This is a genomic window from Clostridium sp. CM037 (assembly GCF_055081095.1).
In genome coordinates this window covers 2,425,592-2,440,939 of sequence record NZ_CM143650.1, presented here as the reverse complement: position 1 = coordinate 2,440,939, position 15,348 = coordinate 2,425,592, and the positions used below count along the sequence as shown (strand labels likewise).

Genomic DNA, 15,348 nt, shown 5'->3' with positions numbered 1-15,348 from the left:
GAAACATTAAATAATTAAAGTGAAGGGAATGATAATAATGAGTAATAGAATTATTTATTCTGTAATAGTGCCTTTGTATAATGAAGAACTTGTTATAAATGAGAGTTACAAAAGATTAAAATCAGTCATGGATCGAACACTTGAAAATCATGAAATTTTATTTATTAATGATGGAAGTAGTGACTCAACTAGGGATAAAGCAGAAAATATATGTAGAAAAGATAAGAGTATAAAACTTATAAATTTCTCGAGAAACTTTGGACACCAAGCTGCAATAACTGCGGGAATGAATAAGGCCTTAGGTGATGCTATTATTGTAATAGATGCGGATCTTCAAGATCCACCTGAAGCTATTTTAGATATGATTAAAAAATGGAAAGAAGGCTATGCGGTTGTATATGGCAAAAGGGTTAAGAGAGTGGGTGAAACCTTTTTTAAGAAATTTACTGCTAAATCTTTCTATAGGTTACTAAAAAGCATGACGAGTATTGATATTCCAGTTGATGCTGGAGATTTTAGACTTATAGATAGAAAAGTATGTGATGCCCTAAATTCACTACCAGAAAAAAATAGGTATATAAGAGGTTTAGTTAGTTGGGTTGGATATAAACAAACCTTTGTAGAATTTGTACGTAAAGAAAGATTTGCTGGTGAAACAAAATATTCTCTAAATAAAATGATGAAATTAGCTTTTGATGGGATAACCTCTTTCTCTTATAAACCATTAATGATTACGGGCTACTTTGGAGCATTTGCAGGTTTAATAGGTATTATTTTATTAATTAGTAGTATTACAACCTCACTGTTTAACCAAAGCAATATATTAAATTTAGGTCTAATACTTTCCATTAACTTAATTATGTTTGGCATTATGTTTTGCCTTCTCGCTATTATAGGGCAATATATTGGAAGAATATCTGATGAGAGTAAAGACAGACCTTTATATATAATTGCAAGTACAATAAGTTACAATGAACTTAAAAATAGTGTGACTTTTAAAGGTAATTGAGGATAGTATTGTGGATATGAAAGGTATAGAAAGTTTAATTGCTGATTTGATACTACAGCTACTAAGCTATATGGCAGGGGACGTACGTACAACAATAAAAGAAAGACAATATAAATTAAAAGTTATCTACAATGAAATTAAACAACTTATCCTATATCTTAAATTACAGCTTGAGATAGCGTCTGCAATGGCAGGGGACAATAAATATCAGAGAAGTTTTCACCAGCAAGATACTCCTTTGTTACCTAAAAATATCATAAACACCTGAGCGTTATCAAAGATATGGGTTGAAGCATATATTGTTACGAGAAAATGATTAAAATTGGAGATGGGTTTTATGAAAGGAATAGATATATCTAGTTACCAACAAAATGTAGATTTAAAAAAAGTAAAAAACAGTGGAATAGAAATAGTTTATATTAAAGCCACGGAAGGAATCAATTATAAAAATCCACTGTTACAATCACAATATAGTGGAGCAATTGAAGCAGGACTTAAAATTGGGTTTTATCATTTTTTAAGAGCAAATGATCCAATATTAGAAGCAAAACATTTTCTAAGTGTTATAGAAGGGCTTTCATCCGATTGTAAATACGCTATAGATGTAGAAGTGGCATTAGGGCAAACGGTAACTAAGACAAGCTCTAATGTAAGACTGTTCGCGGATTATCTAATATCGAATAATAAGGAAGTATGTATTTATACAGGAGATTATTTTTACACAAACAATTTAAATAGCTCAGTTAAAGATATTCCTTTGTGGGTGGCTCATTATGGAGTAGCAAAGCCCGATGTAATTAATTATATAGGATTTCAATACTCAAGCTCAGGGGGAGTAGACGGAATAAATGGACCTGTTGATTTAAATGAATTTAAATCTGATATATTTATTTATATTAATTCAATCTCACATGTACCTGTAAATATTGTTGTAAAAGATTTTCAACATGCTGTCAACTTAGTCGGATTAAAAGATAAAAACGGCGACAAGCTTGTTGAAGATGGCATCAAAGGTACACATACTAATGAGGTTGTAGCTAAGGTATTTGTTACTAGAAGCGCCCATAATGAACTTGTAAGGTGGATACAGCAGCGACTTATTGCATTAGGATTTAGTTGTGGTAAAACTGGATCTGATTCATATTTTGGATTGAACACATTAGTATCGGTTGAGCATTTTCAGACTTCAAGAGAGTTAAAATCAGATGGAATTGTCGGGCCAATAACCACAATACAACTTTTAAAATAAAAAGTAGTTTTTATGAATGTAACTCAACAGTATCGTGTTACATTCATAAATTTCAATAAATGGATATTTAATTTCTTCTTTTACTTGTTTATGCCAAATTTATTAGGTGAGGGTCTCTTCCTTCACTTGGTTGCTATTTTTTAATTATTTTGAGCTAAATCCCTAACAAATATATTTCTTTCTTTTAATGCCTATTTTATCCATATTAATCATTTTTTCTATAATTTCCTTAGCTAGTGGCACTTTACAACTAGTTTTATTCATTAAAACATTAACTTTACCTATATTAATAGCAACCTTTAATGCTTTCTCATTTAATTCTGTTATATAAGTTCCAACATCTATTACAAACCCATTCATAGTATATTTAACCCTATTCTTTTCATTCCGTATATTTGCTTCTATTTTATTTAAAAGATATTCTATTTCATTAATATCAATTAGATTATCCTCTGCTACAGATATATAAATGCTATATGTACTCCAACCACAAGCTGCAATCAGTTCATTTTCAGATGTTATCCATTCCTTTGCAAGTTCTATTGCATAATCACTTCCGGCGGTTACAGTTGCAACTATATATTCTGCAATTGGATAACAATAAGCTTTATCTATCCACCCTTCTAGTTCTTCCTTTGACATACTTTTAGGATTTATAGATAATGCCGCTAAATACATAGCATCATAAATCCCTGTTTTATATAATTCTTTCGCCAAATCATCATTTTTCTTTACAAACCTAACTAACTTTTTCAAATCAGCTATTTTAGCTCCAAAGAACGGTTCGCATATTCCATGATTAGACAATACATTTTTTATTTGAGGGGTCCCAAATGCTTCTATTTTATTTATTATTTCATTTAACTCCATAAAGTCCTCCTAAATTATTTTATATTCTCAAAAGTTTATTTCTTATTTTCCTTATTAATATCAGCGTAATCAATCATATTATTAAACATCCTCAGTATGACATTGATACTCATTATCAATTATATTTTACTGAATAAAACGTAATCTGTCAAATATATTAAAAAAATATTACCAATAAAACTTTTAAATTAATTAAAAATGGAGTTCCTGGTTTTTGTGAGATTCGCGACGATAAAACACTTAAAATTGTATTATATAATAATAACTATTTTAAAACTATATTTTATAGAATTGGGTAAACTATAGTATACACTTATTAATACAGTGTAACTTATATATTTGGAGGGAGAATACTTATGAATAATAAAAACGCTAATGTAAGCAGTAGCACTAGTGGTGCTACATTACAATCAAGTAAAGAATCAACTGGTTTTAAGGTTGGTTCAGTAAAAGTGCTAAGTAATGAACAATCTTATGCATCCAAGGACGATCCAAGCGCTGATATGTCTACTATGACTAATAATATTAATTCTAGCACTTCAGAAGATGTAAAAGAATTTAATGAACGTTCAGAAGCTATTATAGCTGCAGGTAAAAAATAAACTAAGTATTAGATTAAGAGGATAAATATAAATTATGGATATAAAAAAGCTGAAGAGATTAAAGTGATGCCATATATGAAATTAATCAAATGGGATCTAATCGATGATCAAGTGGAGGAAATTGTATTTTATAGTGAGTATGGTTTTTATAAATGGTAGGAACCACTTTGTTTTAAATAGTTTTTTTTAGTTAATTAATTTTATATTACACATAATATAACGTAGTGCAATTTTATAATTTCGGACGTATTAATATGAGACAACATCAGAAGGAGAATTATTATCCCTTACATCTATGAAAAATCTAATAAGCGATGAAGATTAAATAAAGCAAGCCGAAACTAGAGTTTTAGCAATGGAAGGAAGTCACCTTGGAATTATATTTTACAAAGGCAATTCCAATAAAATACTGCATTGGGCATTCGTCCTAATGCAGTATTTTATTTATACATCAATTCTATTAAGATATTGGCATAATATGATAATGTATCCTTTTCAACAATCAATAATTTTGCTGGTAGGTACCCTTTCATATCCCGTGAATATAATAATATCATAGAATTTATTTAGGAGGATTTATTTTGGAAGAAAAAATAAAAGATAGTAAACCAACATATCAACCTCGCCCTTTTATGTTGCAACAACCTATGGATTATACTGGTATGATGGGACAAATGTCTATGAGTAATCCAACAGAAAGAGAAGAAGATGAAGACTTTCCTGTAAGACAACACGGTCACGGAGGGGGCGGTGGACATTTTGGACATGGTGGTAACTTCGGTCACGGTGGTGGACTTTTTGGTGTCTTTGATTTTTTTCCATTATATCTTTATCCTTATCCATATTATGATTACGATTATGATTATGATTATCCAACACCTTATTAAAGAAATTATAAAACAACAAAAAGGGCAATCTCCTAAGAGACTGCCCTTTAAATTATTCTGCTACTGTTTGATTAACTATCAAAGTTGCAACTAGCTTAAATGTAGAAAGCTATAAAACAACTATTAACTTTCCAATATCAATTGGTAACTAAACGATGTTCAAATAAAATATCCAATACGCTCACTCCATATAATTATTAACCTATCTTCATTATATGGTCAGTATAAACAAAATTTGAATAGGGTAATATAATATAGTCGTTATAAAATACAAAGGCGATTAACATATCTATCTATTCGTGATATTAACTTATGGATATATCAATGAGTTTAGTTAGTTATTAATCCATCCATAGTACTGCATAGGATTGGTACCAATCATAAATAAAAATGAATTTTGTAAATAGTTAAGTTAATGGTGGAGGTATTGAATGAAAAAGAAAAAAATATTTTGGATTTTTTCTGCTATTGTCTTGATTGTTACAATATACTGTTTTCTTTTAATTAAAAACTTTTCTAGAACAGGTGATGGTAAGCTTGATACATTATTTGGTGTAATGTCAAAAATAGAAGAACATTTTAATCCTATTTCACTTAAAGGAAAATCAATATATGAAATGCGTGCAGCATTACATAAGTCAACAACTATATGGAAATCCAAACCTATACCCTTTTCCAATATAAAAAATATGGATATAAAAACAGATTCAAATCAAGTGCCAGTGCGAATATATACGCCTGACGGCAATGGGAATGAATTGCCTATCATAATTTATTCCCATGGCGGTAGTTGGATTAGCGGTAGTATTGATGACTATGACAATGTTTGCAGGAAGCTTTCAAAAAATTCAAGGGCTATAGTTGTATCTGTAAATTATCGTCTTGCGCCAGAAGATCCATTCCCAGCTGGTCTTAATGACGTATATAATGTGCTCCAATGGGTTTATAAATATGCTAAGAGTATTAATGGGGACTCCAGTCGAATATGTGTTGTAGGGGACAGTGCTGGGGCCAACCTTTCTGCAGTAGTTGCACAAATGGCACGTGATAAAGGTGGCCCACACATAATCTCTGAGGTACTAATATATCCATCAACAAACATTTATCAGCTAAATACTAAATCTTGGTCGTATTTTGGTATGGATTATAATCTTACAAGGGAAAACTCTGAAAAATTTATATCCCTATACACTCCAAGTTTAGAAGAAAGAAAAAGTGGATATACTTCGCCTTTATTATCTGAGGATTTTAAAGATTTACCTGACACACTCATAATCACAGCCGAATTTGATCCATTAAGGGATGACGGTGAAGCTTACGGTAATAAATTAAAGGAAGCAGGTGTGAATGTAATTTCTACCAGATATAAAGGTGTTACACATGGCTTTATCTCAATGGATAAGATTACGGGTAAATCAGATGAGGCTTTAATTGAAATTTCAACATATCTAAAAGAGCAATTTAATAGAAAGCAAATTTAATACTATGTTAAATAAATATTTTTTAATTACTTATATAATTTAAACTTTATGGTGAATACATAAATATGTCGGTACCCATTTTATAGTATAATGGAGAAGAATCCAATTCTATATTTAAAGTGAGGTTTTCACATGTTTAAGATAATGATAGTAGAAGATGATATTAGGATAAAAGAAATATTGCTTGAAAATGTAATGAGATGGGGTTTTGATGGAAAAGCCATTGAGAACTTTAATGATGTGTTTATCGAGTTTTCAAAATACTCTCCACATCTAGTTCTTATGGATATAAACCTTCCTTATTTTGATGGTTTTTACTGGTGCTATAAAATCAGAGAAATATCAAAGGTTCCCATAATATTTGTTTCTTCAAGGAATAATAATATGGATGTAATAATGGCAATTAATATGGGAGGAGATGATTTTATTCAAAAGCCCTTTTCCTTAGAAATATTGATGGCCAAAATAAATGCATTGATAAGAAGAACATATTCCTACGCAGATGCGCAGACTAATGTGCTTGAGTATAAAAACATTGTTTTAAATATGAAGGATAATAGCGTGTTTTTTAAAGATAAGAGAGTAGAACTTAGTAGAAATGAATTTAGCATTCTATATCTACTTATGAAAAATAATGGCAATTTAATAAGCAGAGATAAAATTATGAGAAGTCTCTGGGAGGATGAAAGTTTTGTTGATGATAATACCCTTACAGTGAATATCAATAGACTGCGTAAAAAATTAGAGAATATTGAACTAGAAGACTTAATTAAAACAAAAAAAAGGCAAGGGTATACAATACTATGAGATTTAGAAATTTTTTAAGGGACAGGATATTTTTAATTTTGTTTTATTTTATATTGATGCTATTTATTTCTTTGGTGGTGTATTTTAACAATGAAGTAAAAATAAGTGTTGGCGATATAGCCTATATCAATATAGTAGGGTTTATTATGTTTATACTTTACTTAATATTTGAGTATTTAAAAAATAGAAGATATTATAATGTTATTAAATGTATTATAGATAACCAGAAAGAAAATATTATTAATTCGTTGCCTAAGCCATTAAATTATGAACAAAGGCTATATGGAGAAATTCTTATGAAAGTTAACGAAGAATTCAATTTAAAAACAGATAGATTACATGAAGGAAAAAAAGAAAATGTAGACTTTATAAATTCCTGGGTTCATGAGATAAAAACGCCTATTTCTGCATGTAGATTGGTTATAGAGAACAGTATGTACAAGTCTAAGGAGGAAACCTTAAGTAACTTAGAGGATGAAATAGATCATATAGAGAATTACGTTGAACAAGCATTGTACTATTCACGATTAGATAGCTTTTCAAAGGACTATTTAATAAATGAAATAAATATGCATAGTCTAATTGTTGGGGTTGTAAAAAAACATGCAAAGGAGTTTATAGGTAAAAAAATAAAAATAGAATTAAGTGACTTAGAATTTACTATAGACTCAGATAAAAAGTGGCTTTTCTTTATTTTGGATCAGATTTTATCAAATTCATTAAAATATACAACAAGCGATGGACTTATTAAAATTAGTGGAGTATTAAAGCACAATGAAAAACAGCTTATTATCCAAGATAATGGAATTGGAATAAAATCTGAGGATATTAATAGGGTTTTTGACAAAGGATTTACTGGATATAATGGACGGGATGATTTTAAAGCCACAGGTATGGGACTCTATCTATCAAAAAATCTTGCTACAAAGCTTGGTCACCATATAACTATTGAATCAAAGCATTCTGAATTTACTAGAGTAACAGTTCATTTTCCAAAGCTTATAGAGTATTATAGGGTTACAAACTAAGAATTGGTTTGTAGCCCTATTTTTTTAAAACTTACAACAATGTAAGTTTAGAATGGACTTTGTAATGTTACACAATGGATTGGGTATTAGATTTGTTATAAAATAGAATTGTAATCAGCGAAAGGGTTTTAATGACATTTCAGAAGGAAAGTCTCCAACTTTTATAAGTGGGGGTCATATACTACAACAAAGAGAAATTTCAGTAGAAATCTAAATCTCCTTCTGAAGTCGTTAATATTGCAGCTTCGAAGAGGATGATTTAAGGAGGAAATAAAAATGGAAAATGTATTAGTTGCGAGAAATTTGAAAAAGGTTTACGGCGCAAGGGGGAATGTTTACACTGCCTTGAATGATATAAACCTTGAAATAAAAGAAGGGGAGTTTATTGGAATAATGGGGCCTTCAGGTGCAGGAAAAACTACATTATTAAATATTATATCAACTATAGATAAACCAACTTCAGGAGTAGTAACTATTGATAAGGAAGATCTTGCAAAAATGAATGAAGATAAGTTAGCTTCTTTTAGAAGAGACAAATTAGGATTTATATTTCAAGATTTTAATTTACTCGATACGTTAACATTAAAAGAAAATGTGGTGCTTCCATTAGCTCTTGCTAGAGTAAACATAAAAGATATTGAAGCACGGGCTAGTATTATAGGAGCTACTTTAGGTATAAAGGATATATTTAATAAATATCCTTATGAGGTATCTGGGGGACAAAAACAGAGAGCCGCTGCTGCCAGAGCTATTATTACTAAACCCAAGATTATACTAGCCGATGAACCGACAGGTGCATTGGATTCTAAATCTTCCACAGAACTTTTACAATCTTTAAGTGATTTAAATGAAACTCAAAAGGCTACTATTATGATGGTAACGCATGATGCCTTTGCTGCCAGCTATTGCAAACGAATAATTTTTATAAAAGATGGTTCGCTATTTACAGAGCTTGTCAAGGGCACAACGTCACGAAAAGAATTTTTTAAAAAGATACTAGATGTATTGGCTGCCTTAGGCGGGAACTTCGATGAAGTATCAATTTAACTTAGAAAGGATGTGATATACAGATGAATTTATTTAATATTACTTTTAGAAACATTAAGAGAAATTTTCATAACTATTTAATATATTTTGTATCCATGGTATTTTGTATAATGATTTATTATACCTTTACCTCCATCGAGTACAATAAACAGGTTTCAGACTTAGCGGCGGGTTCTATGAAAGTAAGTACTGCTTTTAATGCAGCTTCCATTGTTATAGCAGTGTTTGTAGCTATGTTTATATGGTATTCAAATTCATTTTTTACTAAAAAAAGAAAAAAGGAAGTAGCTTTATACTCCATGCTTGGAGTAAAGAAAAAGCAGATAGGAAGAATGTTATTTTATGAGAATCTAGTAATGGGAGCGCTGGCACTTGTGGCAGGCATATTAATAGGAACCTTATTTTCAAAATTATTTGTAATGATTTTAATTCATATTATGAGCTTTGATGTAAATGTTAAATTTGCTATATCGTTAAAGGCTATTATTGGCACAATTATAGTATTTTTAGTGATATTTATTATAGCATCCGTGCATTCATATACACTAATTTATAGATTTCAGCTCATAGAACTCTTTAAATCAGAGAAGGTGGCACAGAAGCAGCCAAAAGCTTCACTAATATTGGCTCTACTTTCAATAATTTTTATTGGGACGGGTTATTATATGGCACTAACCTATAAATTTGATAATTTATCTAAATTGTTAGTTATATTAGTTAGTACAGTTATTGGAACTTATATGTTTTTCTCTTCACTTATAGTATTTATTATTAAGCTTTCTAAGAAAAATAAGGTTAAATATTTTAGGGGCTTAAATATGATAGGTACTTCTCAGCTTTTATATAGAATAAAAGCTAATGGAAGATCTTTAGCTACTATTGCAGTGCTTAGTGCAACAACTATTACGGCTATGGGAACCGCAGCATCGCTTTATTATGATCAAGTAAATAGTATAAATAAATTAACCCCATTTAGTTATGACTATAAGAGCAATGGCAAAACGTTAGATGAACAAATTGATCGGATCATAAATAAACATCCGAATAATAAAATTAAAAGTTCTACTAATAGCGAATTTTTAATTATAGATAGTAAATGGCCTGAGATATCCAAGATGAAAATGCATCCATTAACAAATTCAAAATCCTTTGTTATATCAGAAAGTACTATGAAAGAATTATCAAAAGCAAGAGGAATAGATTATAATATATCTTTAAATTCAGATGAAGTATTATTTTTTATGCGTATGTATTCAGATAAGATGATGGAGAATCCCGTTGGGAAGAATATAGAACTTAAAATAAAGGATAGAACAGTTCCCTTCAAAATAAAAGATTTTAAAGAGGGGATTTTAACTAATCCACTTGATATAAATGATTCATATATGCAAGATACCGTAGTTGTAATGGATGAGGTTTACAATAAATTATATGATAAAGATAAAGTTATAAAAAGGAGGTTTATAAATATTGAAAATCAGAAAGAAAGTAAAAAGCTGACAGGAGAAATAGAAACAGCATTAGGTAGTAAAGAAGCACTCACTTCAAATTATCAGTGTTACAGAGATACCATGATTAATATGGGTATTGTAATATTTTTAGCTTCATTTATAGGTTTTGTGTTTTTGATATGCACTGGAAGTATAATATTCTTCAAACAGCTATCAGAGGCTAGTGAGGATAAGGACAAATACGATATACTAAAAAAAATTGGTGTAAAAAAATCAGAAATAAGAATTTCTATAGCAAGGCAAATGGTTTTTATATTCGCACTACCTTTAGTCATTGGAATAACACATAGCATTATTGCATTAACAATTCTGCAAATTGTACTTAGCTCAAGCTTAGTATATCCCGTTCTTTTAACTGTAGGAGTATATACTCTGATTTATTTAATATATTATATATTAACTGTTAAGTCTTATTGGAAAATAGTTAATGTAAAAGCATAAAAATTGATTGGAGTATCAAATTTATGCTTACATTTTATATAGAAATCGTAAGAAAAAGTTAAGAAATACTGAAATACATTTTAAGAGATAATCTATATACTAATAGTTGTTAGATGTTGGTAATCCATTTTAACAATTAGGCAAAATGTTATGTATATATCAAGAAGTTTAAAGTATGGTGAGGAGAAATAGTATGAAAGTATTAAGTAGGTTTATATGCTTATTAGTAACAGTTATTATTTTAATTCCTTTGTTTAGTACAAATATTGCTTTAGCGGAATCCTCTGACCAATCAGTTCAAGCTTTTGAACAAATGTCAGACGAGTATATGAAGAAGGTTTTAGATGAGTATAAGGTAGCAGGAGTAACTGTTTCAGTAGTAAAGGATGGTCAGGTGTTTTTTAAGAAGGGTTATGGTTACGCAGATTTAGAGAAAAAAATACCTGTAGATCCAGACAAAACAGATTTTCAAATTGCTTCTATTTCAAAACTAATCACAGCAACTGCAGCTATGAAATTGGTTGATGAAGGAAAATTGTCATTAGATGAGGATGTAAATAAATATTTAACTGATTTTAAAATTAAAAATGATTTTTCAAAACCAGTTACACTTAGAAATTTGTTAACTCATACTGCAGGCCTTGATGATAGATTGCCACTTTACTATAAAAGTACAGGTGATAAATTTTATGATTCTGTTGAACCCTTGGGAGAATTTTTAAAAATAAATCTTCCACCAGTTATCACAAAACCAGGGAGCTATTGGCAATATAGTGTTCATGGGTTTGCACTAGTAGGTTATTTAGTTGAGAAAGCATCTGGTATGACTATTGATAAGTATGTTACTGACTATATACTAAAGCCTCTGCAAATGGAAAATTCATCATATTGGTTAAATAAAGGTATAATAGGTAATATGTCAAGACCGTATAAATATGAAAAAGGCGAATTTTTAGATGCAGCATATACATTATGTAGTGATCATCCAAGTGGGGCAGTGTGTGCGACAGCTTCAGATATGGCAAAATTTATGATTATGCATCTTAATAATGGAGAATACAATGGGGTTAGAATACTAAACGAAAGTACTGCACAGGAGATGCACAAACGTAATTATTCAAGCGATGAAAAGCTATTAGGTTATGGATTAGGATTTTATGAAAATATAAGAAATGGTCATAAGGTAATTGAGCATAATGGATATCTTCCATCTTTCAGCAGTCTTTTAAGTATTATGCCAGAAAAAAATATAGGCATATTTATTAGTTTGAATACAGATTCGAAAGACAGTAGTAATGTATGTAATGAATTTGCTAATAAAATTTATGAATTCTTTACTACAAAAATTAATAGAGGGGAAAAAGAAGATGCATTAAATACTAATGTACCTTTTGATATGGATATTAAAAAAATAAATGGTATGTATGCGATGGATTCATATCCACATACCGATTTAACAAAAATAAAATGTATAGCAGCGAACTCTAAGATTAAATGTGATAATAAAGGGAAGCTTACATTTAGTTATGGCAATGATAAAATAAATTATCAGTATATAGGTAATGGCATTTTTTATAGTAAAGAAGAAAATGATTATTGTAAGATTAGTGAAAAAAACAATCAAATGATATTTTCAATATTAAGCTTTGATTTTGAAAAAATACCTGATATAAATATTTATTTATTTTATGCAGTAATAGCAGGATTAGCAGCTTTTCTTATATCAATTATAGTAATCTTTATATCTTTATTTACAAACAGAAAACTTAAAGATAAACAGGTAGTTATTTCTAAAAGTGTAGTAATTATATTGAGTTTTCTTATGATTATGTATATTGTTTTAAATGGAATTATGTGTATAAAATCCATGCAAGCAGATACAAGTATTGTTTTTCATACAATAATACCTCTAATAAGAATAATATGTTACCTTTCATTTATATTCACAATTATTTCCAGTATATATATTATTAATTATTGGATAAAAAATAAACTCTTACTCAGATGGAAAGTATTATATTCAGTAATTATAATGGCTTCGGTTATTAATATATTATTTATGTATATAATGAATGGATTTAAATTATAGTTTAGTTGTTATAGTTATTTTCGCCGATACATATATAGGTATATTTTGTTGATTTATTCCAATTAATATTTCTAAAATTGCTTTGATCAAACATTTTTGTGATTTCAATTTCTGAATATATTCTTACATCACCGCCATCACTGAATTTAATAAAAACATTCATAATCTGCCTTATTGGAGTAAACATCCACGTATCGCAAAGAATAAATTTACCCTGTGGTTTTAATACCCTATGAATTTCATCTAAAGCTTTTAATGGGTTAGGATAGTGGTGAAAGGATTCCGTACATATCACTACATCAAAGCTATTGTCTTTATAAGGTAGATTTTCCGAATCACCTTGTATTAGTTCTGCTTTTTCTTCTAATTTTTGCCTTGCGATTGTTAGCATTTCATCTGATAAATCCAGCCCATAAGCATGTATATTAGGCTTTTGTTCTAATAATAAAGCTAAAACACTGCCTGTACCACATCCTAAGTCTAAGATAGTGTCAAACTCTATTTCAGATAATACTTTTATAACGTTAGGATAACATTCTCTTGGATACTTGCTATAATTACTTTCATCATATACCTTAGCTTGCATATTGAAATTTTGTTTTGATTTCTCCTTATAATCTTTCATAGTTCACCTCATTTAATATTTTTAAATAAATAAAAGTAAATTCAGTCATTTTTACAAGTGTTAACTAAATTATAGTTCATTTAAATACTAATTATAACATAAATTTCAAGTATAAGGGATTAAATTATCTAAAAATTGGTTCTCTGCCTTTGTAAGCTCTTGGCATAGCTTTAACCATAGATATTGTATGAAATTTAAGTTCCAAAATTCTTATTAAAGTTTTCGGATAGGTGAACTAACTATCGAACAAAACATAGGTTCCAGGTATGGCATAAGATACTGCTTGCTTTAGTAGGTCAATCATTACATCTGGTGATTTTTTTATAGCGGTTGCTCCACTTGTATGTAGTTGGATTCATTGGACATATACGATTTTTCTCTTTTTCAGGGATTAACAATGTAAAAGCTAAAGGAAGAAAAGTATTTCCAACAGACCAGCCTAAAGTAAGCATTCTGAAGCCTTTCTTGTATCTGTAATCTATGGTGAAACAGCCAGTATGAGATTAGCACCAAGACTTGTTTTTACTACTGGTGTTACATTAGAAGGAAATGCATATATGCAGATGGATTCATGGTATAAAATTATTGAATTTTTTAAAAAGAGGCATTTAACCTCGTGAAAGTATTTTTTCACAATCTCAGTTTATAATAGCAATTAAGATCATTTTAAATGATTTTACCTAAGTAAACGTATTAACCACCCATTTGAGAAGTTGATAAGCCTTTATATATCATAGTATAGTTTTAACATAGATTAAAATTATGAGATGTTTTAGGAGATGAAAAAATCATATGGGGTCAGATGTTATAGTAGGAGTTATAGGTAGTGTGTTAATAGCTATGGGGTTAATGGAATTTAAAAAAGAAATGACATTACTAAAGATGGAATTTGAAGGAACAAAGATAGAAACTGAAAAAACAAACAAATGTAATTGGCTAAAAGCATTATACGTATAATATTTAAGACAAGAAAAGTTTAGCAATTCCGCTAGGCTTTTTCTTATTTACAATTATATTTTGATTTTCTATATTTGATGTTTTAACTTATTCTGCTTTTTAAGTTTTATTCTTGATCTAGCGGTTTAATCATCTCATATTTATCTGAATTTTTCTAACTGTTTTTTTTATTGTTTATAAACATCTTCCATTCGGACATCATAAACTACTCGGAGTACAGTGCCAATTATGCTTGCCATTACAACATTTATAGCTCTAAATACATTTGGTTTTTCGGTAATAGAACCATAAATATAATTGTTATAAAAACACTAATGTTGGTAATTTTAATTAAATATATAAGTATTTTTGGAGATATAACATACTATTACTTTTTTTCTAAATGCTTACCATGAAAAATTTACAACATTATATATATTGTGTATAATAAATGTATTATGGTATTTAACTTTAATGAAGGGTGATAAGAAATGATTTTTGTATTATATAGTTGTGTAATTGGGATTTTTATAATATTACTTAAAGAAGTTATCTTTAGAAATAAATCAAAGAAGATAAAATATTCTTTAGACAAAGATGATGATAAGATAAAAATTGATGCTTTTTCAAATATTATTGTTGGTCCTATTAAAATATTGAGATCTATTGGATATGCTTCTAGAGGAATGCATTATTTAAATCTATGTAGATATAGTGATGCTTCACACGATTTATTAGAATCAATTAGACTTGTCTAACTCCCTGT

The 15,348-nt window shown here is 29.1% G+C and carries 16 protein-coding genes; 14 read left to right on the top strand and 2 right to left on the bottom strand.

Translation table 11 applies throughout. The features are described from left to right. Positions 1 to 37: 37 nt before the first annotated feature. The 3 genes from ACWJKP_RS11930 (at position 38) to ACWJKP_RS11920 (ending at position 2,258) form a co-directional block, all read left to right on the top strand. On the top strand, positions 38 to 1,009 hold the full coding sequence (locus ACWJKP_RS11930) for a glycosyltransferase family 2 protein (protein WP_165414107.1): 972 nt from the start codon (positions 38 to 40) through the stop codon (positions 1,007 to 1,009). A gap of 10 nt (positions 1,010 to 1,019) precedes the next feature. After that, on the top strand, positions 1,020 to 1,277 hold the full coding sequence (locus tag ACWJKP_RS11925; protein ID WP_224578911.1) for a hypothetical protein: 258 nt from the start codon (positions 1,020 to 1,022) through the stop codon (positions 1,275 to 1,277). A 69-nt stretch (positions 1,278 to 1,346) separates the two neighbouring features. Next, a complete protein-coding gene (locus ACWJKP_RS11920) occupies positions 1,347 to 2,258 on the top strand; it encodes a GH25 family lysozyme (protein ID WP_165414106.1) in 912 nt (303 codons plus the stop codon). 162 nt (positions 2,259 to 2,420) lie between these two features. On the opposite strand, the gene ACWJKP_RS11915 is transcribed toward ACWJKP_RS11920, so the two are convergent. Beyond that, positions 2,421 to 3,128, bottom strand: coding sequence for a DNA alkylation repair protein (locus tag ACWJKP_RS11915; protein WP_165414105.1), 708 nt, complete (start codon positions 3,126 to 3,128; stop codon positions 2,421 to 2,423). 356 nt (positions 3,129 to 3,484) lie between these two features. Between ACWJKP_RS11915 and ACWJKP_RS11910 the strand changes: the two genes are divergently transcribed. The 8 genes from ACWJKP_RS11910 (at position 3,485) to ACWJKP_RS11875 (ending at position 13,021) form a co-directional block, all read left to right on the top strand. Continuing rightward, positions 3,485 to 3,730 carry a hypothetical protein gene (locus ACWJKP_RS11910; RefSeq protein WP_165414104.1) on the top strand — a complete coding sequence of 82 codons (246 nt, stop codon included), beginning with the start codon at positions 3,485 to 3,487 and terminating at the stop codon, positions 3,728 to 3,730. A 581-nt stretch (positions 3,731 to 4,311) separates the two neighbouring features. After that, positions 4,312 to 4,617 carry a hypothetical protein gene (locus ACWJKP_RS11905; protein WP_165414103.1) on the top strand — a complete coding sequence of 102 codons (306 nt, stop codon included), beginning with the start codon at positions 4,312 to 4,314 and terminating at the stop codon, positions 4,615 to 4,617. Positions 4,618 to 5,048: 431 nt separating this feature from the next. Beyond that, positions 5,049 to 6,098 (top strand): alpha/beta hydrolase, encoded by a 1,050-nt coding sequence (locus ACWJKP_RS11900; protein WP_165414102.1) that lies wholly within the window; start codon positions 5,049 to 5,051, stop codon positions 6,096 to 6,098. A 132-nt stretch (positions 6,099 to 6,230) separates the two neighbouring features. Next, complete coding sequence (locus ACWJKP_RS11895; RefSeq protein WP_165414101.1) at positions 6,231 to 6,905, top strand: response regulator transcription factor; 675 nt, start codon at positions 6,231 to 6,233, stop codon at positions 6,903 to 6,905. Positions 6,906 to 7,201: 296 nt separating this feature from the next. Then, complete coding sequence (locus ACWJKP_RS11890; RefSeq protein ID WP_224578912.1) at positions 7,202 to 7,933, top strand: sensor histidine kinase; 732 nt, start codon at positions 7,202 to 7,204, stop codon at positions 7,931 to 7,933. 276 nt (positions 7,934 to 8,209) lie between these two features. Then, a complete protein-coding gene (locus ACWJKP_RS11885; RefSeq protein WP_165414099.1) occupies positions 8,210 to 8,980 on the top strand; it encodes an ABC transporter ATP-binding protein in 771 nt (256 codons plus the stop codon). A 176-nt stretch (positions 8,981 to 9,156) separates the two neighbouring features. After that, positions 9,157 to 10,932 (top strand): ABC transporter permease, encoded by a 1,776-nt coding sequence (locus ACWJKP_RS11880; RefSeq protein ID WP_224578913.1) that lies wholly within the window; start codon positions 9,157 to 9,159, stop codon positions 10,930 to 10,932. A gap of 193 nt (positions 10,933 to 11,125) precedes the next feature. Then, positions 11,126 to 13,021 (top strand): serine hydrolase domain-containing protein, encoded by a 1,896-nt coding sequence (locus ACWJKP_RS11875; protein WP_165414097.1) that lies wholly within the window; start codon positions 11,126 to 11,128, stop codon positions 13,019 to 13,021. A 1-nt stretch (position 13,022) separates the two neighbouring features. Here ACWJKP_RS11875 and ACWJKP_RS11870 read toward each other — a convergent pair whose 3' ends face one another. Further along, positions 13,023 to 13,646, bottom strand: a complete 624-nt coding sequence (locus ACWJKP_RS11870; protein ID WP_165414096.1) for a class I SAM-dependent methyltransferase — start codon at positions 13,644 to 13,646, stop codon at positions 13,023 to 13,025. Positions 13,647 to 14,143: 497 nt separating this feature from the next. Here ACWJKP_RS11870 and ACWJKP_RS11865 point away from each other — a divergent pair, with 497 nt between their 5' ends. The 3 genes from ACWJKP_RS11865 (at position 14,144) to ACWJKP_RS11855 (ending at position 15,340) form a co-directional block, all read left to right on the top strand. Then, positions 14,144 to 14,266 (top strand): hypothetical protein, encoded by a 123-nt coding sequence (locus ACWJKP_RS11865; protein WP_462961187.1) that lies wholly within the window; start codon positions 14,144 to 14,146, stop codon positions 14,264 to 14,266. Between the two features lie 172 nt (positions 14,267 to 14,438). Further along, positions 14,439 to 14,603, top strand: a complete 165-nt coding sequence (locus ACWJKP_RS11860) for a hypothetical protein (protein WP_165414095.1) — start codon at positions 14,439 to 14,441, stop codon at positions 14,601 to 14,603. 470 nt (positions 14,604 to 15,073) lie between these two features. Then, complete coding sequence (locus tag ACWJKP_RS11855) at positions 15,074 to 15,340, top strand: hypothetical protein (RefSeq protein WP_165414986.1); 267 nt, start codon at positions 15,074 to 15,076, stop codon at positions 15,338 to 15,340. The last annotated feature ends 8 nt before the right edge of the window (positions 15,341 to 15,348 follow it).

Coding starts and splice junctions, on each gene's coding strand:
- ACWJKP_RS11915 (WP_165414105.1), bottom strand. CDS start 3,128: ATGGAGTTAAATGAAATAATAAATAAAATAGAAGCATTTGGGACCCCT.
- ACWJKP_RS11880 (WP_224578913.1), top strand. CDS start 9,157: ATGAAAGTAAGTACTGCTTTTAATGCAGCTTCCATTGTTATAGCAGTG.
- ACWJKP_RS11855 (WP_165414986.1), top strand. CDS start 15,074: ATGATTTTTGTATTATATAGTTGTGTAATTGGGATTTTTATAATATTA.
- ACWJKP_RS11875 (WP_165414097.1), top strand. CDS start 11,126: ATGAAAGTATTAAGTAGGTTTATATGCTTATTAGTAACAGTTATTATT.
- ACWJKP_RS11920 (WP_165414106.1), top strand. CDS start 1,347: ATGAAAGGAATAGATATATCTAGTTACCAACAAAATGTAGATTTAAAA.
- ACWJKP_RS11870 (WP_165414096.1), bottom strand. CDS start 13,646: ATGAAAGATTATAAGGAGAAATCAAAACAAAATTTCAATATGCAAGCT.
- ACWJKP_RS11865 (WP_462961187.1), top strand. CDS start 14,144: ATGAGATTAGCACCAAGACTTGTTTTTACTACTGGTGTTACATTAGAA.
- ACWJKP_RS11900 (WP_165414102.1), top strand. CDS start 5,049: ATGAAAAAGAAAAAAATATTTTGGATTTTTTCTGCTATTGTCTTGATT.
- ACWJKP_RS11860 (WP_165414095.1), top strand. CDS start 14,439: ATGGGGTCAGATGTTATAGTAGGAGTTATAGGTAGTGTGTTAATAGCT.
- ACWJKP_RS11885 (WP_165414099.1), top strand. CDS start 8,210: ATGGAAAATGTATTAGTTGCGAGAAATTTGAAAAAGGTTTACGGCGCA.
- ACWJKP_RS11930 (WP_165414107.1), top strand. CDS start 38: ATGAGTAATAGAATTATTTATTCTGTAATAGTGCCTTTGTATAATGAA.
- ACWJKP_RS11895 (WP_165414101.1), top strand. CDS start 6,231: ATGTTTAAGATAATGATAGTAGAAGATGATATTAGGATAAAAGAAATA.
- ACWJKP_RS11890 (WP_224578912.1), top strand. CDS start 7,202: ATGAAAGTTAACGAAGAATTCAATTTAAAAACAGATAGATTACATGAA.
- ACWJKP_RS11910 (WP_165414104.1), top strand. CDS start 3,485: ATGAATAATAAAAACGCTAATGTAAGCAGTAGCACTAGTGGTGCTACA.